A 17104-nucleotide genomic window follows, 5' to 3' on the forward strand; every position below is an offset into this window, starting at 1 on the left:
CTTCAGTCTCCCCCCTTGAGCAGGACGATGGAGAGGGACGGCCATGGAGATCAAGCCGCAGGCGGTCGTCATCCCGAAGGAGACCGACCAGCTTGAGCAGGGGAAGTACGGTCCCGTCTACCCGCGGACCCCTGCGTGCTACGGGTTCACCATCATCGCGGATGTCAAACCCGGCCGTGCCGGCGCCATACGCGACTACGGCAACACGCTCGCCAAGGCGCTGGAAGGCGATCCACAGCTCCTCGCGCCGCTCAAGCTGCACTACCTGCGCTGGGTGCTCTTCGACGACGACACACGCTTCATGTACCAGGGGATCTTCGACACCGATTTCGACAAGTACACCGAGGACGCCATCGCCCTGTTCAGCAAGGCGGGGGTGAGTACGGCCTTCGAGAACCTCGAAGGCTTCCCCGAGGACTGGAAGACCAATCCCGAGGCGTTCATCAGGTTCGTCCGCGAGCACCACTGCCCGAGCTTCATCGAGTACGGCGAGTATCCGTACTTCACCGCGGATGAGATCAAGAAAGCCCTGCGGATCAAGAACTCCCTGTCGGAGATGCTCGACCAGCTGCAGTGACATCCGCCGGCGCCACCCGGAGAACGAGATGAACGAGTTCAGAACGGCGCGTACCTACAACCAGAATCACGTGCCGCGCCGGTACACGCCCGGCCGGCGGCGGTTGAGCATCTACGTCGCGTGGAGCTTTCCCGCGGAGGCGGGCAGGGATCCGGCAGGATTGGACAACCGGTTCTCCACGATGACCGAGGTGCGCCGCGTGACCTGGCCGGCGTACGAGGACCCGAAATGGTCGGATCCGCTGCGGTTCCAGCAAGGCATCGCGGGCGGGCTGGAGCTGTTCTTCTGGGGCTGGCTGCCTTTCCAGCAGTTCGTCCAGGAGACCACCGGACACCCCGTGCCCGTGTACCAACGCATCGACCAGGCCGGATTCCACACGCCCCTGGACGAGCGAGTGCTGGCCGACACCGACACCGTGTTCGTGTGGGGACTGGACCACATGATCACCGGCCAGGACGCCACACCCGACGAGATCGAGGCGGTGCGCGACTTCCTCACCCGCGAAGGCACCTGCCTGGCCCTGGGACCGCATCACGACGTCGGCGCATCGGACGACATGGCGGTGCGCGACATGGAGTATCACCACCACGGTGACGCGCTGGTGCCCCGCCAGCAACGCTTCGGCAGGTACACCCGATCGCTGATGGCAGGTCTGGGGGTGCCCGTCGAGAACCGCTACGGGCTCCGTCCCGCGGTGACGGAGGGGAACAGGAGCGCCCCGCTCTCCATCGCCCGGGATCTGGACACCAAGGGGTGGTTGGAAGGCGTGTCCAGCTTCAACTTCCACATGCACCTCCCCCACTACGCGGTGACCACCGACGATCCGAAAGCCGTCCATGTGCTGGGCAGGCAGCCGATCGACATGTCCAGGCCGCCGCACCCGTTCACCGAGGCCGGCAACACCGAGTTCAACATGTTCCTGTGGATGCCACCCGCGGGTGACCGGGCAGGGGACATCATCTTCGCCGACACCACGATCTTCAGCTCGCTGTTCGGCGTCGACGAGAGCCTGCGCACCTTCTGGCACAACATCGTCTCGGCGAAGTAGCGCGGCGGGGAGGCAGGTTCCGGTGAGTGAGCGCACCCAGGCCCAGGTCAAGCTCGACCTCGACGACATCCAGCGCGGGGTGCTCAGCCCCAGGCCGACACCGTACGCGGCGACCTACATCCTGTTCCGCATCGACGACCGCGACCACGGGCGGGAGCTGATGCGCCGCGCCGGCGCAGTGGTGACCTCTGCCGCCGACACGGTGAGCCCGCTGGGCGAGACCTGGGTCAGCGTCGCCCTCACCTACCACGGGCTCAAGGCTCTCGGGGTTCCGCGGGAATCGCTGGACACCTTCGCGTGGGAGTTCCGGCAGGGCATGGCCGCACGGGCCAACGTGCTCGGCGACGTCGGCGAGAGCAGCCCCGCCACCTGGGAGCCCCCGCTCGGCACGCCCGACGTCCATGTGGTGCTGGTGGCACTCGCGCCTGACAGCGCGCGGCTGGAGGCCGCCGTCGACCGCGCTCGCCCGGCCTACGACGCCCTGCCCGGCGTGACGGCGATCTGGCGCCAGAACTGCCACGCGCTGCCCACCGAGACCGAACCCTTCGGCTACCGCGACGGCATCAGCCATCCGGCCGTCGAGGGCAGCGGCATCGCCGGATCCAACAAGCTGGAGGTGCCGCTCAAGGCCGGCGAATTCGTGCTCGGCTACCCCGACGAGCTCGGCGGCATCCAGACCCTGCAGCCCGATGTGCTCGGACGCAACGGCACCTACGTGGTCTTCCGCAAGCTCCACCAGCGCGTCGCCCTGTTCCGGCGCTACCTGAGGGACAACGCCACCGGCCCGGAAGACGAGGAACTGCTGTCAGCGAAGATCATGGGCCGCTGGCGCAGCGGCGCCCCGCTGGCGCTGTGCCCGCTGCACGACGACCCCGACCTTGGCGCCGACCGGTACCGCAACAACACCTTCCTGTTCGAGCAGGACGACCCGGCCGGCTTCACCACTCCCGGCGGCAGCCACGTCCGCCGGGGCAACCCCCGGGACGCGGCGGTGGCCGGCGTGGCGAGGCTGCACCGGATGATCAGACGTGGCACCGCGTACGGCCCGCTGCTGCCCGAGGGCGTCCTGGAAGACGACGGCGCCGACCGCGGGCTGATGTTCGCCTTCGTCGGTGCGCACCTGGGCCGGCAGTTCGAGTTCGTCCAGTCCGAATGGATGAACAACGGTGTCTTCTTCGGCGCGGGCGACGCCAGAGATCCCGTCGCCGGCTCCGCCGACGGCTCCGGCGATTTCACCATTCCCCGGCGTCCCGTACGGCGACGCCTGCTCTCGCTGCCACGGTTCGTCGTCACGCGCGGCGGCGAATACTGCTTCATGCCAGGACTGACCGCGCTGCGCTGGCTCGGCGACCTCACAGACTGAGCGCGGCGACACTCCTCTGGTACGAGGACCGGGGATTCACATGAACACGCTGCAACTGCTGTTCAACGCCGTCACCGTCATCTTCATCGCGGCCACCATGTTCGCCGCCGGCCTCGGAGCGACGCTGCCGGCCCTGCGCGTCGTCTTCTCGAACGTTCCGCTGCTCCTGCTGGTCCTCCTGGCCAACCTGGTGGTCATCCCGCTCCTCGGCTGGGGCGTCGCCACGCTGTTCGGCCTGCCTGCGGCAGCGTTCATCGCGCTGCTCCTGATCGCGTCCTCACCCGGCGGGCCGTTCGGAGCGAAACTCGGCATGGTGCAGAACGGCGACGTGGTCGCGGGTGCGGCGATGCAGGTGCTGCTGGCCGCCATCGGCAGCATCACCTTCGGTCCGACGGTTAACGTCATCCTCAAGGCGGCGAACGTGGGCGGCGGGGTCTCGCTCGACGTCGCGACGCTGATGCTGACCGTGGCGGTCCTCCAGCTCGTACCGTTCGTCGTCGGATTGGTCGTCCGCCACTACGCGCCGTCCACCGCGCTGTCGTGGCATCCCGTGGCCGCCACGGTGTCGAACGTGACGTTCCTCGTCGTGCTGGCGGGCATGCTCGTCGGCAACTGGCGTGACGTCGTCGCGCTGATCGGCTCACGCAGCCTGCTCGCGGGCTGCGTCTTCGCCGTCATCGCGTTCGCCCTCGGCACAGCCCTGGCCACCGGACCCTTCGAACGCCGTACCACCATGGGCGGAGTCGCGGCCGTGCGCAACGCGGGACCCGCGCTCGCCGCGGTCGGCCTCGCATTCGGCAACGACCCGGCCATCCTGGGAGCACTCGCGGCCGTCCTGCTGAGCGGCCTGGCCGCGGCCGTGCCCATCGCGGCGGTGCTGAGCCGCGGCCGGCGGCACCACGACATGAAGCTTTCCACACCGCCCTCTGAGTGAGAACGGCATTGGACGCGATCGACACTTCCTCCCCCGCGCGTACCCAGCGACCGGCCGACAGCTTCGGACGCCGCGCCAGCCACACGGGCAAAATCCCGTCCCCAGAAGAGTCCGTAACCGGCAATGACCCCTTCTCCGACACGCTTGTCCGGGCATCAAACCCGCAGCCCGCTTCGCCTGTGACCGCATCGCCGAAGACCGTCCCACCGCTCGGACCATCGACGCCCGACTTACCGGCCGCCTCGCGCGCCAACCTGTCAACCCGGTCCACGACCCCGCGGAAAGAGCCTGCCCGCCATGAACCACGATCCAGCCGCATCCGGCGCCCACACCGAAGACGACGTCAGTCAGCCCGACGTGTCCATGTCCCCGTTCCTCAGGGACCGGCTCGACGCCGCCACCACCGCGGCCCGCGCGGAACTGGTCAGCGCGAGCGAGCGAAGAGCAGGACTCCTGCTGTCCTGGTCGGGTGTCGCATACGGCGTAACCGTCACCCTCATCCTCACCGGCCCGGCGCGTTTCCCGGGCATCGGGCGCTTCGGCGTCATCGCGGCGCTGATCCTGCTGTCCGCGGCGGTCATGCTGATCCTCATCACCATCCGCCCGCTCTCCGCCGATCGCGGCGGACCGAAGATCCTCGCCTACGCCAAGGCGGCCACACCCGAGGCGCTGATCGAGCGGATGAACGCCGAGACAAGGAACTACGACCTGTTCCTGGCCACCAGCGCCCTCGAGATCGCCCGGGTGGCGCGCGTCAAGAACCGCAACCTGCGGTGGGCCGTCGACCTGATCGTCACCGGCATCACCATCATGACCGTCACGGTCTTCCTGGAGCGCCTGATCTGAAACGGCGGACGCCCAGACACCGGACGGTCGCCCACGGTGTCCTCCGTGTGAGCTCGCCGGCGAGAGCAAACCCCGACAGGTGGGCGGCTTGCCCACCGAGGACGACGCCGAGGCCGCCCGAGACGAGGCCCGGCAGCGGCGGCAATCACGGGAATCCTGGGCATTCACGCGTCACAACGGGCGCAGGTGCTCGATCGTGACGTGGTGCTGCTCGGTCAGCCGCTGGGCGATCAACGAGCGGTGGCAGGCCTCGGGGTCGCGCTCGACGCAGAGCAGCGCTGCGATCCCACTGCTCGGCAGCTCCGACACGATCGGCGTGAGGTCGGCGCGGTCGAGGATCTCGGTGGTGTAGCGGCGGGTGTACTCGGCAGCGAGTTCGCGGCGCGAGCGCTTGCCGACCCCTTGGCGGGCATCCTCGGCATTCTGGAGCCGGCGTAACTCGGTGGTCGGGGCGAGCTCGGGGTGGTGCTCGTAGGCGATCCGAGCATGGGCGAGGGCCGCCTGCAGCCGCCTCCGGCAGCCCTGCCGGAGGCGGCATGGTTCATCACGCGACGGCGGTCCCCTCAAGCTCGACCATCAGGTCGGGGATCGCCAGCCGTGCCACCCCGAGCATCGTGGTGGACGGTGCCACCCGGGCGGCGCCCAACCGCGACGCCAGCACGCCGTAGTGCTCGAAGAGCCGATCGACGTCGGTGGTGTAGACGTTGAGCCGGACGAGGTTCGCGAGGGACATGCCGGCCTCGCCGAGCACGGCCTCCAGGTTGTCGAGGCTCAGCGCCAACTGCGCCGCCATGTCATCGGCATGCTGGGGCTTGCCGTCGCCGCTCATCGCGGTCTGCCCGGCGCAGTACAGGGTCCGGGTGTGCCCGGAGACGATCTCACCCTGGTTGTACCCCATCTCCACCGACCACGCCCACGGGTTGACCGCCGTTCGCTCCATTGCCATATCAGCTCCATTCGATTCGTCGACATCACGTACGTCCATCGGCTGAGCAGCCGCCGTCTGGTTCGTCGTGTTGCCAAGGCTCCCAGCGAATACACGACATCCTGTGTCGTGTATTTTCGGTAAAGTTCTCGTATGCGCGCCGACCGGTTGGTCTCGCTGGTGCTGCTGCTGCGACGGCACGGTCGGCTGTCCGCGACCGCGCTGGCCCGCGAGCTGGAGGTATCCACCCGCACCGTGCTGCGCGACATCGAGGCGCTGTCCGCGGCCGGCGTCCCGGTCTACGCCGAACGCGGCCGGCACGGCGGTTTCGCGTTGTTGCCCGGTTTCCGGACCGAGCTCACCGGGCTGAATCACGACGAGGCCCTCGCCCTGGTGATCGCCGGATCGCGGCGCGGCGCGCAGGCATTCGGCCTCGGCTCGGCGCTCGCTTCGGCCATGCTCAAGGTGGTCGACGCGCTACCCGAAAGCTATCGGGCCACCGCGGCCGGCGCGGCCGAGCGATTGCTCATCGACCCGGAGACCGACCTCCTCTCGCGCCGGCTGGTCGCTGAGGAGGTGCCCGACGCCATAGTGGCCGAGGTCCGGCGCGCGGTGCTCGCCGGACACAAGCTACGCATCCACTACGCGGCGGTGGACCAGCCCCCGAAGTGGCGCACAGTGGACCCGATCGGCCTGGTCACCGTACGCGACCAGGGCTACTTGCTGGCCACGAGGTCTGGCGCAGACCGCACCTACCGGCTGTCCCGGGTCTTGGCCGCCAAGGAACTCGCCGAACCCGCACAGCGACCGGACCGGGTCGATCTGGACCGGGCCTGGCAGGAACGCAGCACGCAGTTTCGGACCGGCGGCGACCAAGTCACCGTGCTGGTACGGGTGAACCCGGCGCGGCGGGAGGACCTGGTGGGCACCGCGCTGGCCGTCCGCGCCGAAGAAGCCGACGCAGACGGCTGGCTACGGCTGGAGGTGACCTTCCAAGATCCGAGACACGCCGAATGGGCGCTGTGGCAGCTCAGCACGAACGCGGAAGCCCTGGCCCCGCAGTGGTTGCGCAACTCCCTGCGCAACCGCGCCGCCGCGATCGCCACCCGCTACGGAGTGTCATCCTGAGAGTCGTCGCCTTCTGCGGACCGCCGCCGACGCGATTCGGACCGCTCCATACTGGTGGGTGCCAAGCGCGGCCGGGGCTGACGATCGCGACCGAACTTCCGATAGCGGTCCCGATCACGCCGATCCACTGAGGTCACGAGTTCCGGAAGCCAGCCATCCATGCCTGGCACGATGATCCACAAACGTGCGCAGCAGCGCGACGACGGCTCCAAGGCCCACCCGGCCGTCGAACCGGAGACCGGCCTGTTCGCCGCAGCCGATCTGCGCGCGCGCCTCCCCTTCAGAGCCTCTGCACTCCCAACGCAGTGGCCCTGTCCAGATCCGCAGCTCACTCGATGGCCACCGAACCCTCGATCTGCGGGACCACAAACGGTTTCGAAGCGCGAATGAAGTCAGAGATCAGCGCCCGTGAGGTGGCTCGCTGTTGATCCATCTGTTCAGGGGTCTCCAGCATGTCCATACGGTCAATGGCGCCCAGGGCTTCCCATCCCTTGGCGATGAGCTGCTCGACGTCTGTCAAGAGCTCCACGCGAAACAAAGCTTCAAGAGCTGCGGACCGTAACCGTTGCTCTTCGCGGCGTAGCTCGATCCAGTGCGATCGCTCCGGATTCTCATGTCTCGAGAACCATAGATCCATCTGTCCACGTCGGTAGTTGGTGAGAGCGCCCCCGAGAGCGCAGTAGGCGTCGATTCGCTCTGATCGGAGCCTCTCACTTCGCGCGACACGATCTGCCCGGCTCGCCGCGCGGTACGCGAACAGATGATTAAGCGTAGCCCCCAGAAGGGTCCCCAACACTGCCACGATGCTGGCTGCGACGGCTTGCATTGATCAATGAAAACACAGGTCCATGCCGAGCAACGCCGACTCGTCCAGCCGCACGGGGACCGTCCGAGCTGCCTCCTCAGGCAGACCTGGAGCTGATCGACAAGACCTGCGACTTGGCTTCCACCGCCCTGAAGACGCCTGTCAGCAAAAGGCCCTCTGTGCTCATCACAATCGGTGTTGTCAGCAGGGTGGCTGGGCTGCTGCACCGTCGCCGCGTACAGGACGACGCCCGCCGAGCGGCCGGCGACAAGCGGCAGGACTCGGACCTCGTCTTCACCACCAAGTGGGGTACGCCGATCGAGCCCCGCATCTTCAACCGCTCATTCGAGCTGTCCGCGAGAAAGGCCGGCCTCCCACGCATCCGCGTCCACGACCCCCGTCACACCTGCGCCTCGATGCCGGCCGCCCTCGGTGTCCACCCGCGCGTGGCGATGGCGTCCTCCGCCACTCGCGCATCTCCGTCACCGTGAACGTCTACACCCAGATCGCCAGCCCAGAGACCCGCAAGGCCCTCGACCAGCTCAACGACAGCCTCGACAGCGAGAACCCGTAGCTGTACCTCGCTGCTGTACGCCCACGCGAAAGGCCCCCCGTGATCATCGCGGGGGGCCTTTGACCGGGAGCCGCCTTCGGGATTCGAACCCGAGACCCCTTCATTACGAGTGAAGTGCTCTGGCCGACTGAGCTAAGGCGGCATGCCGTACGGCTGGAAGAAGTCTACAGGAGCCCGAGGGGTCTTCGCTCCAGCCATACGGCATCGGGACAGAACGGGCTGTGGGCGTGGCCGGCGGACCCCACGGGCCCCTGTTGCCGTGGGGTCCGCGCGCAGGGTGGGGTCAGGGGGACGGGATCTGGCCCGGCTCGTCCACCACTCCGGAGTTCAGCAGTGACATGGCCGAGGTCATGTCATCCTTGACGACCTTGTGGCCGAGGTAGCGGTAGGTCTCGGGGTCGAGGATGGTGTAGCCCTTGCCCGCCTCCCCCAGGTCGAGGACCACGCCGATGCCCTTGCGGCCCTCCGTGGTGGTGATGTCCTCGATCTTCACGTTGGGGATCCTGGCCATGGCGCGGTACATGGCGGCCCGCTTCTCCGGCGCGATGATGGGTCCGTACTTCATGTACCACTGGAGGGCCCCGAACGCGGCGACGTCCTTCTCGGTGCCCGGCGGGCACGTGGGCTGGCAGATGGACACGGCGTAGCGCTCCTGCTTGAGTGCGCGCAGGCGCTCCAGCAGCGCGTCGGGATCGTCGGGGAAGCTCTCGACCTCGGCCTGCGTCCTGAGGGGGTTCGTCGGCCCCTTCTCGCCGTCGCCGGGACCTCGTCCCGCGGCCGCTCAAGCATGTGCATCTCGTTCATGAGGCGAGCTCCTCGGTCACAGCGGTCGGATCGATGTCGCCGAGTGCCCGGCCGGCAGCCCGGCGAGGGCGGCCGCGAGCCGGACGCGCACGCGCGTCGTCCCGGGTCAGGTCGTAGGTGGCGCGCTGCTGGCACGCCGCCACGAACGTCTCCGCCACGACGTCCTCCGCCGCCGCCGCACCCAGCCGCCGGACGGCGTCCCGCTTCAGGGCGGGGGCGTGCCGGTGGAACAGGTCGGCGAAGTGCTCGGGACTGTGCCGGGAACGCGCGATCACCTCGGCGTCGTCAGCCGGTCCGGCGGCCACGCCAGGCTCAAGCCGGCTTGGATGTCGCATCTGGCTGCCTTTCGGGAGTGGCATGGACATCAGTGATTGCCGCGAGGACGTGCCTCGGTTCCCGATCGGCAGTGTCTTTCTCAGGCAGGGGGTGGCGGGTCGCCGTCCGTCCCGTACATCTTGTCGTGCTGCTGCCGCGGCGAGCAGACCGAGGCGGAGGGGCAGGCGCAGCGCCGGCCGCCGTCGTCCAGGCGGACCGTAACCGTGTCGGCCGGGACGTTGTGCCCCACGACGCTGCCCTCGCCCTGTGGCGTGCTCACCCGGCTGCCCACGCGCGGCATCCGGTAGCGGGTCTCCATGTACAGCGGGTGCTCGTACTTCAGGCAGCACATGAGCCGCCCGCACGCCCCGGCGATGCGCAGCGGGTTGACCGGGAGGTCCTGGTCCTTGGCCATGCGCACCGAGACGGGCTCGAAGTCCTTGAGGAACGTGGCGCAGCACAGGTCGCGACCGCACGGGCCGATGCCGCCCTGGAGCCGGGCCTCGTCGCGCGGGCCGATCTGCCGCAGCTCGACCCTGGCGCGCAGGTTGCGGGCCAGATCGCGGACCAGGGCGCGGAAGTCGACCCGGTTCGGGGCCGAGAAGTAGACGGTGTAGACGTTGTCCTGGTCGAGGTAGTCGACCCCCACGACCTTCATGGGCAGCTCGTGCCGTTTGATCAGACGTTTGGACACGCTGCGGGCCTCGGCACGGCGCCGTTTGTTCGTCTCGTCACGGGTGAGGTGCTCCTCGCCCGCCAGGCCGGCGCACACCGGCAGCCCGTCGATGTCCTCGCTCGTGTACTGCGGCGCCCACACGCACTCGGCCACCTCGGGCCCCGCGTCGGTGGGCACCAGCACCCTGTCGCCCACCTTGGGGCTGTGCCCGCCCGGGTCGAGGTAGTAGAGCCTTCCGTAGCGGGTGAAGCTCACTGCCATGATCATGCCCATGGGCTGGCGCTCGCCTCCTGACGGCCTCGGGGGTTCGTACGGCCTCCGCTGCCCACATTACGTGCGCGGGCGCGGCGGTGGTGAGATCCGTCACCACGGATGTGGTCAGCCGCGCAGGGCGAGCATCATCGCCTCGACGGCGATCTGGGGGTTGACGTTGGCGTCGAGGCGTTCGCGGCACTGCATGATCGCGTCGATCCGGCGCAGCGTCTCCTCCGGGGTGGAGGCGCGGGCGAGCTGGTCGAGGTCGAAGCGGAGGTCGTCGTTGGCCAGCTCCACCGACGCGCCGAACTGCATCGCCAGCACGTCACGGTAGAACGACACCAGCTCCAGCAACGCCGCGTCCAGCGAGTCGCGCTTGATCCGGGTGGCGCGGGACTTCTGCCGGTCCTCGAGCTCCTTCAGCGCGCCCGCCCCGCCGCGGACCAGGCCCCGGTTGAGGCCCTTGCCCGTGGAGCCCTCGCCGTACAGGCGGCGCAGCTCGGCCGTCTCCGCCTCGTTGAGCGTGGCCGTCGCCGCCGCGGCCTCCTCCTCCGCCGTCTTCACCAGGCGTTCGGCGGCGGACACGCACTCCCCCACGCCCGTCAGAGACTTCGGGATGGCCAGGACGGCTTCCCGGCGCCGGCGGACGTCCTCGTCGAGGGCGAGAGAACGGGCGCGGGCGATGTGCCCCTGGGCCGCGCGGGCGGCGAAGCCGGCCGTCTCCCAGGGCACGCTGTCGCGGGTGGCGAGCACGTGGGCGACCGCCTCGGTGGACGGCGTGGTGAGGGTGACCAGGCGGCAGCGCGAGCGAATGGTGATCATGAGGTCGTCGGGCGCCGGGGCGCACAACAGCCACACCGTGCGCGGCGGCGGCTCCTCGATGGCCTTGAGCAGGGCGTTCGCGGCGGACTCGGTGGCCCGGTCGGCGTCCTCGAACAGGATCACCCGCCAGCGCCCCTGCGTCGGCGCGCCGGCGGCCCGGAGGATGAGCTCACGGGTCTGCTTGACGCTGTAGGACAGGCCGGCCGGGCGTACGGACTCGAGGTCGGGGTGGGAGCCGATCAGCACCTGGTGGCACTGGTCGCAGTGGCCGCAGCCGCCGTCGGGGCACAGCAGCGCCGCCGCGAACGCCCGCGCCGCGTCCTCCCTGCCGGAGCCGGGCGGGCCGGTGAACAGCCAGGCGTGCGTCATGCCCGCGCCGCGCCCGCCGGTGACGACCTCGGCGGCGGCCCCCGCCGCGCGCGAGAGGACGGTCACGGCCTGGTCCTGCCCGACGAGGTCGGCGAAAACTGTCACGGACAAAGGCTAGTCGCGCTCGCGCGGCACCGCGCCCCGACGGGCCCGCTACGCCTCGGCCGGCGGCTTGAGCGGCCCGATGACGCGGCCGATGAGCGTCCGCAGGTTGGCGGGCGGGCACGCGCCACGTCCAGCCAATAAGCAACCCGAGTTGACTAGCGCCGAATTAGTCAACTACGGTTGCTTGTGTGCCCGGGCCGGAGGTCCCGCGTCCGCGGGCGCGAACGAGGAGATGGGTATGCGTAAGTTCGGTGGCAGCGGCCTGCTCGTCCTCGCCCTGGCGGTGGCGGGCAGCGCCATGATGACCACGGGGGCGTCAGCGGCGACGGGTCGCCACGACCGCCTCCAGCGAGTCCTGGACCACGCCGTGGCGGGCGGCGGCGTCCCCGGGATCGTGGCCGACGTCCGCGACGGCCGCGAGCGGTGGTTCGGGACAGCCGGTGTGGCTGACATCGAGACCCGCCGCAGGCGGCACCCGCAGGAGCATTTCCGTATCGGCAGCCTGACCAAGGCGTTCACGGCGACCGTGGTCCTGCGACTCGCGGCCGAGCGCAAGCTGAATTTGGACGACACGGTGGCGAAGTGGGTGCCCGGCGTGGCCGAGCAGGCGGGGGCGGACGGCACCGCGATCACCATCCGGCAACTGCTCAACCACACCAGCGGCATCCCCGACGCCGTCCCCGGACAGGAGACGCCGCCCCCGGAGAAGCCGGGGCAGCGCTTCATCTACTCCAAGGTCAACTACACCCTGGCCGGGTTGATCATCGAGAAGGCGACAGGCGCGAAACTGGCCGACGAGATCGCGCGGCGCATCGCCCGTCCGCTCGGCCTGACCGGGACGTACCTGCCGGGCCCGGAGACCGCGATCCGCGGCCCGCACCCGCGCCACTACACCAAGCTTCCCGGCGGGGAGATCCAGGACGTGACCGAGCTGGACGTGAGCTGGGCCTGGGCGGCCGGCGGCATGGTCTCGACGACCGCGGACCTCCACCGGTTCATGGGGGCACTGCTGGGCGGGCGGCTACTTCCGGCGGCACAGCAGCGGGAGATGTTCACCATGGTGTCGACGAAGGGGGCGGACTGGATCCCGGACACCAGGTACGGGCTGGGTGTCTACTCCCAGGAACTCCCGTGCGGGGTGACGGTCTGGGGCGGTGGGGGCTCGATCTTCGGTTCGTGGACGTACGCGATGGGCAGCCGCAACGGCGGGCACCTGGTCGTGACGAACATGAACGGCGACTGGAACGACCCGATGGCCACATCCGTCAAGCTGCTCCAGGCACGGTTCTGTCCTCGGTGAACGCACGGGGCGGACGGCTGGGCCGACGTCGGTGCAAGCCCTAGTCGCGGATGACCGGCATGGTGCCCGTGGCGTCTTCGGTCTCGCGGGGGACCGGATCGGGCAGGATGTCGCGCATCCGGTCCTGGATGGTCTGGGTGATCTTCTCCGGGGGCAGCGTGCCGTCGACCACCAGGTAGCGCTCGGGCGTGGCGGCGGCCAGGGCGCGGAACTCCTTGCGGACCCGTTCGTGGAAGTCGAGCGGCTCGGCCTCGATCCGGTCGGCCGCACCGCCGAGCCTGGTCAGCCCCACCGAGGGCGGCACATCGATCAGCACGGTGAGGTGCGGCACCAGCCCGCCGGTCGCCCAGGCGTTGACCTTGGAGACGTCCTCGGGGGCCAGGTCCCGGCCCGCGCCCTGGTAGGCCAGCGAGGAGTCGACGTAGCGGTCGCAGACCACGATCGCGCCCCGGCGCAGGGCGGGGTGGATGACCTTCTCGACGTGCTCGGCCCGGTCGGCGGCGTACATGAGCGCCTCCGCCCGGGGCGACAGACCGCGCTCGGCCGCGTCGAGGAGGATGGCCCGCAGCCGCATGCCGACCTTGGTGGAGCCCGGCTCGCGCGTCTGGACGACGTCGTGGCCCTGGTCGCGCAGCCAGATGGCGATCATCCGCGACTGGGTCGTCTTGCCGGAGCCCTCGCCGCCCTCGAAGGCGACGAACAGCCCGGGCAGCTCCTCGGCCGCCCCGGGGCCGAACCGCTCGCCGCGCACCGCGGCGATCAGGTCTTCGGACAGCGGGACTCCCTTGCGGTCGTCCATGTGGCGCAGCGCCAGGAGGCCCACGCCCACGGCCAGCGCGCCGCCGAGCACCAGCACCAGGTTGGACCCGTCGAACTGGTAGGACACCCGCCCCAGCGCGAAGCTGTGGGCGCCGAAGAGGGCGGCGAGCGGGTTGGCCGCGGCCACGACGAGCAGCAGCGTCACCCGGGCGGTGGACTGCAGGAAGGCGAACGTGCGGCCCCGCATCGCGTCCTCGACCTCAAGGCCGATCAGCGTGTAGCCGATGATCCACGCGATGCCGGCGCACGCCCCCAGCACCACGGTCAGCATGACGACGATGGCGAGGTTGTGGATCAGCGCGATGGCGACCAGGACCAGGCCCGCCACGGTGATGGCCAGGCCGAACAGCCGGCGCCTGGACAGCTCGCGCAGCAGCCGCAGCCCGAAGAACATGCCCAGCGCCATGCCGACGAAGACCGCGCCGAACACGACACCGTAGGCGGCGTCCCCGCCGCCCAGGGCGGCCACGTAGATCTTCGCGACGCCGACGACGGCGCCGCCCGCCGCGAACGCCCCCAGCATGCCGATGATCAGCCCGCGCACGAGCCGGTTGCCGCCGACGTAGCGCCAGCCCTCGACGATCTGCCGGAGCACCGACGGCGTGGAGATGCCGCCGTCGCGCCGCGGGAGGCCGCGCAGGGTGAAGATCAGGCCCGCCGAGACCAGGTAGGCGCAGGCGTTGACGACGAGCGCCAGGCTGGTCGGGTCCACGCCGGCCATGCCCGGCACCACGGTGGTCAGCACGTCGCCCGCCAGCGACAGCGCCGCGAACAGCAGGGCCGCCACCGGCGCGCTGCCGTAGGTGACGAGCAGGTTGAGCCGGTTGGCCGACTCGAGCTGTTCGTTGGGCACCAGGTTGGGCACCGTGGCGTCCTTCGCCGGCACCCAGAACAGGTTGGCGCACTCGACCAGCAGCGTGGCGATGATGATCCACTGATAGCTGCCGATCAGCGGGATCGACAGCACCACGGCGAAGCGCGCCAGATCGGCGGCGACCATCGTCGTCCGCCGGTCGAACCGGTCGGCGAAGACGCCGGCGAGCGGCCCGAGCAGCACCGCGGGCAGCATCTTGGCGATGAACACGCCGCCGATGGCCAGCGACTGGACGCGGTAGTCGTCTCCCGCGGTCAGGTTTCCGGCGAGGGCGGTCAGGGCCAGGATGTTGAGCCAGTCGCCCAGGCTGCACACCGACATGGCCGTCCACAGCCGGCGGAACGAAGCGTTGGCCAGCACGTGGGCGGTGGTGCGGCGTCGGCCAGGGGCGGTCATGATGTCAGCGTATCCAGGTGCTCGCCGGGACGGGGAAGAGCGGGAACGGGCCCGAATCGCCCGGCTGCTCGCCGCTGAGAGTATTACGTCCACGGCCCGGTGCGCAGGTTTCGCACCGGGAATGGGCCCTCCACATGACCACCGGCTTTCCTCCCGTCTTGATCGCGCAGGCCAGACCCGTCAACCCGCCACCACGCCGTCGCGAGCGGCCGGCCCGCGGGCCTCGGCCACCACCGGGAGCCACGCCTCGCGGACGACCGCGGGCAGCACCAGGTCGGGCCAGAGCTCCACGAGCAGCACCCCGTCGAGGTGTGCCAGCACCTCCTCGGGACCGCCTGCCCCGAGCAGCACCCCGTAGGCCTCGCGGCGCTGGGCGCGCTCGGCCAGGTCGTAGGCGCGGCCGCGGAGCGTCACGGTGGCCAGCGCGCGGGCCGGCGCCAGGCGGGGCAGCCGGGTCGGCACGTGGAAACGACGGCCGTCGTCGGCGACGTGCTCCGTGAACTCGATCTTGGGCTCCAGCGTCAGCCGGAACCCGGCGGCGTCGAGAATCCGCCCGGCGGTCTCCAGCGTCGGCGACTTGCGGCCGTGCTCGTAGGCGGAAAGCGTCGTCCTGGACGTGCCGCTGAGGCCGGCCAGCGCCGACTGCTTCATGCTCGACAGGTGACGGGCCTGCTGGAACAGCAGGCCGCCCCGCTCCGCCCAGAACGTGACGTCCGGCACGCTCGGCCGGCCCGCCGCGCCCTCGGCCGACGCAGACATCATGCCACCTCCGGTGTATCCCCTTGGATACTACTACCCTCAGGCGGCCCGCGTCACCGCGGCGTCGCGGAACGTCACACCGCTACGAACGCAGCTCCACCATCGTGATCTCGGGCGGCGCCCCCACGCGGACCGGCGGCCCCCAGAACCCGGCGCCCCGCGTCACGTACACCGGCATGCCGTCCACCGCGCCCAGCCCCGACACGACCGGCTGCTGCAGCGGCACCACCAGGTTGAACGGCACCATCTGCCCGCCGTGCGTGTGGCCCGAAAGCTGCAGGTCCACCCCGCGCCGGGCGGCCTCGGCGGCCTGGACGGGCTGGTGGGCCAGCAGCACCATGGCCCGGCCCGGGTCACGCCCGTCCAGCGCCTTGTCGAAGTCGGGGCCGTCGTCCGCGGTGGCGCCGTTGACGTCGTTGACCCCGGCCAGGTCCAGCACGCCGCCCTGGTGGCGGATCTCCACGCGTTCGTTGCGCAGCGACCGGATGCCCAGCTCACGCAGCTTCTCGATCCACTCCTGCGGCCCGTTGGCCGTGTAGTACTCGTGGTTGCCGGTCACGAAGTAGGAGCCGTGCCTGGCCTCCAGCTCGCCCAGGGGCCTGGCCTGCTCCCCCAGCTCGGCCACGGTCCCGTCGACGAGGTCGCCCACGATCGTGACCACGTCGGGCCGCTGGGCGTTGATCATCCGGACGATGCGTTCGGCGTGTGCCGTCCCGGTGAGCGGCCCGAGGTGGATGTCGCTGACCACGGCCACCCGCAGGCCGTTCAGCCGGGGGTCCAGCTTCGGCAGGACGACTCTGACGGGCTCGATGACGGGGTCGCCGAGGGCGGTGCGCACGCCGTAGCCGACCGTGCCGATCGCGCTGACGCCCGCGATGGCGGCGGTGGCCCGCCCGAGGAAGAGCCTCCTGCTGATGGCGTCGCCGCCGGAACCCTCACCACGCGGACGCTCACCGTCAGCGGTCTCACCGCCCAGGGCGGTGGCACCCGTGCCACGGGCGCCACCCGTGGCACCCCGCCCGCCGTCACCGGCCGGAGCACCCTCCGTGTCGCCGCCGACGGCCGAGACCGGCACGGCGGCGGGCACGGCCTCGGGAGCGGGCGCGGAGCGCCGCATCAACCGCCACGCGACCGCCCGCGGCACCTCCAGCAGCACGAGGAAGACCAGCAGGTAGAACATGACAGCCAGCCACATGTAGCCCGGCCAGGCCAGCCAGAACCCGGCCTCCACCCGCGAGCCCGCGAACGTCACCACCACCAGCACGCCCAGCAGCGCCAGGGCCCCCGTCAGCACCCGGCGCGACCTGCTGCCGGGCCGGGTGGTGGACCGCACGAGCCGGTGCCACAGGTACACGTGCACGGCGACGGTCACCGAGAGCACCGTCGCGAGGAAGCCTATGACCACGCCGC

The 17104-nt window shown here is 70.2% G+C and carries 17 protein-coding genes and 1 tRNA gene; 7 read left to right on the top strand and 11 right to left on the bottom strand.

Going from position 1 to position 17104, the window contains the following annotated elements; genetic code table 11:
- Nucleotides 1–43 precede the first annotated feature (43 nt).
- From FHU36_RS11450 to FHU36_RS11470, 5 genes are all read left to right on the top strand, one after another.
- The gene (locus FHU36_RS11450) at nt 44–577 is read left to right on the top strand and encodes a hypothetical protein (protein WP_185083696.1); all 534 of its coding nucleotides are present in this window, start codon (nt 44–46) and stop codon (nt 575–577) included.
- Between the two features lie 28 nt (nt 578–605).
- Nucleotides 606–1625 carry a hypothetical protein gene (locus FHU36_RS11455; RefSeq protein ID WP_185083697.1) on the top strand — a complete coding sequence of 340 codons (1020 nt, stop codon included), beginning with the start codon at nt 606–608 and terminating at the stop codon, nt 1623–1625.
- A 22-nt stretch (nt 1626–1647) separates the two neighbouring features.
- A complete protein-coding gene (locus FHU36_RS11460; protein ID WP_185083698.1) occupies nt 1648–2988 on the top strand; it encodes a Dyp-type peroxidase in 1341 nt (446 codons plus the stop codon).
- Nucleotides 2989–3028: 40 nt separating this feature from the next.
- A complete protein-coding gene (locus FHU36_RS11465; protein WP_185083699.1) occupies nt 3029–3922 on the top strand; it encodes a bile acid:sodium symporter family protein in 894 nt (297 codons plus the stop codon).
- 297 nt (nt 3923–4219) lie between these two features.
- Complete coding sequence (locus FHU36_RS11470; RefSeq protein WP_185083700.1) at nt 4220–4768, top strand: Pycsar system effector family protein; 549 nt, start codon at nt 4220–4222, stop codon at nt 4766–4768.
- 171 nt (nt 4769–4939) lie between these two features.
- Here the strand turns inward: FHU36_RS11470 and FHU36_RS11475 are convergent, their stop codons facing one another.
- Both FHU36_RS11475 and FHU36_RS11480 read right to left on the bottom strand, forming a co-directional pair.
- Entirely contained in the window at nt 4940–5335 is a 396-nt protein-coding gene (locus FHU36_RS11475; protein ID WP_185083701.1) for a DUF488 domain-containing protein, read from the bottom strand.
- Nucleotides 5313–5708, bottom strand: a complete 396-nt coding sequence (locus FHU36_RS11480) for a RidA family protein (protein ID WP_155339139.1) — start codon at nt 5706–5708, stop codon at nt 5313–5315. The genes FHU36_RS11475 and FHU36_RS11480 overlap by 23 nt, the downstream gene beginning before the upstream one ends.
- A 138-nt stretch (nt 5709–5846) precedes the next feature.
- Between FHU36_RS11480 and FHU36_RS11485 the strand changes: the two genes are divergently transcribed.
- Nucleotides 5847–6821, top strand: coding sequence for a helix-turn-helix transcriptional regulator (locus FHU36_RS11485; RefSeq protein WP_185083702.1), 975 nt, complete (start codon nt 5847–5849; stop codon nt 6819–6821).
- A gap of 328 nt (nt 6822–7149) precedes the next feature.
- Here the strand turns inward: FHU36_RS11485 and kilB are convergent, their stop codons facing one another.
- From kilB to FHU36_RS11515, 6 genes are all read right to left on the bottom strand, one after another.
- On the bottom strand, nt 7150–7647 hold the full coding sequence (kilB, locus tag FHU36_RS47065; RefSeq protein ID WP_185083703.1) for a plasmid transfer protein KilB: 498 nt from the start codon (nt 7645–7647) through the stop codon (nt 7150–7152).
- A gap of 621 nt (nt 7648–8268) precedes the next feature.
- A tRNA-Thr gene (locus FHU36_RS11495) sits at nt 8269–8342 on the bottom strand.
- A gap of 141 nt (nt 8343–8483) precedes the next feature.
- Nucleotides 8484–8840 carry a hypothetical protein gene (locus FHU36_RS11500; protein WP_185083704.1) on the bottom strand — a complete coding sequence of 119 codons (357 nt, stop codon included), beginning with the start codon at nt 8838–8840 and terminating at the stop codon, nt 8484–8486.
- A gap of 160 nt (nt 8841–9000) precedes the next feature.
- Entirely contained in the window at nt 9001–9309 is a 309-nt protein-coding gene (locus tag FHU36_RS11505) for a sigma factor (protein ID WP_312891544.1), read from the bottom strand.
- A gap of 110 nt (nt 9310–9419) precedes the next feature.
- The gene (locus FHU36_RS11510; protein ID WP_221495838.1) at nt 9420–10262 is read right to left on the bottom strand and encodes a PSP1 domain-containing protein; all 843 of its coding nucleotides are present in this window, start codon (nt 10260–10262) and stop codon (nt 9420–9422) included.
- A 111-nt stretch (nt 10263–10373) separates the two neighbouring features.
- Nucleotides 10374–11546 (bottom strand): DNA polymerase III subunit delta', encoded by a 1173-nt coding sequence (locus tag FHU36_RS11515; RefSeq protein WP_185083707.1) that lies wholly within the window; start codon nt 11544–11546, stop codon nt 10374–10376.
- 238 nt (nt 11547–11784) lie between these two features.
- Here FHU36_RS11515 and FHU36_RS11520 point away from each other — a divergent pair, with 238 nt between their 5' ends.
- A complete protein-coding gene (locus FHU36_RS11520; protein ID WP_185083708.1) occupies nt 11785–12846 on the top strand; it encodes a serine hydrolase domain-containing protein in 1062 nt (353 codons plus the stop codon).
- A 40-nt stretch (nt 12847–12886) separates the two neighbouring features.
- On the opposite strand, the gene tmk is transcribed toward FHU36_RS11520, so the two are convergent.
- The 3 genes from tmk to FHU36_RS11535 all read right to left on the bottom strand — a co-directional run bounded on the left by tmk (nt 12887) and on the right by FHU36_RS11535 (nt 17099).
- Entirely contained in the window at nt 12887–14935 is a 2049-nt protein-coding gene (tmk, locus tag FHU36_RS11525) for a dTMP kinase (protein ID WP_185083709.1), read from the bottom strand.
- Between the two features lie 180 nt (nt 14936–15115).
- Complete coding sequence (locus tag FHU36_RS11530; protein WP_221495841.1) at nt 15116–15697, bottom strand: helix-turn-helix transcriptional regulator; 582 nt, start codon at nt 15695–15697, stop codon at nt 15116–15118.
- 79 nt (nt 15698–15776) lie between these two features.
- Nucleotides 15777–17099, bottom strand: coding sequence for a metallophosphoesterase (locus FHU36_RS11535; RefSeq protein ID WP_185083710.1), 1323 nt, complete (start codon nt 17097–17099; stop codon nt 15777–15779).
- Nucleotides 17100–17104 lie beyond the last annotated feature (5 nt).

Origin of the sequence: Nonomuraea muscovyensis, from assembly GCF_014207745.1 — a bacterium.
GTDB lineage: Bacteria > Actinomycetota > Actinomycetes > Streptosporangiales > Streptosporangiaceae > Nonomuraea > Nonomuraea muscovyensis.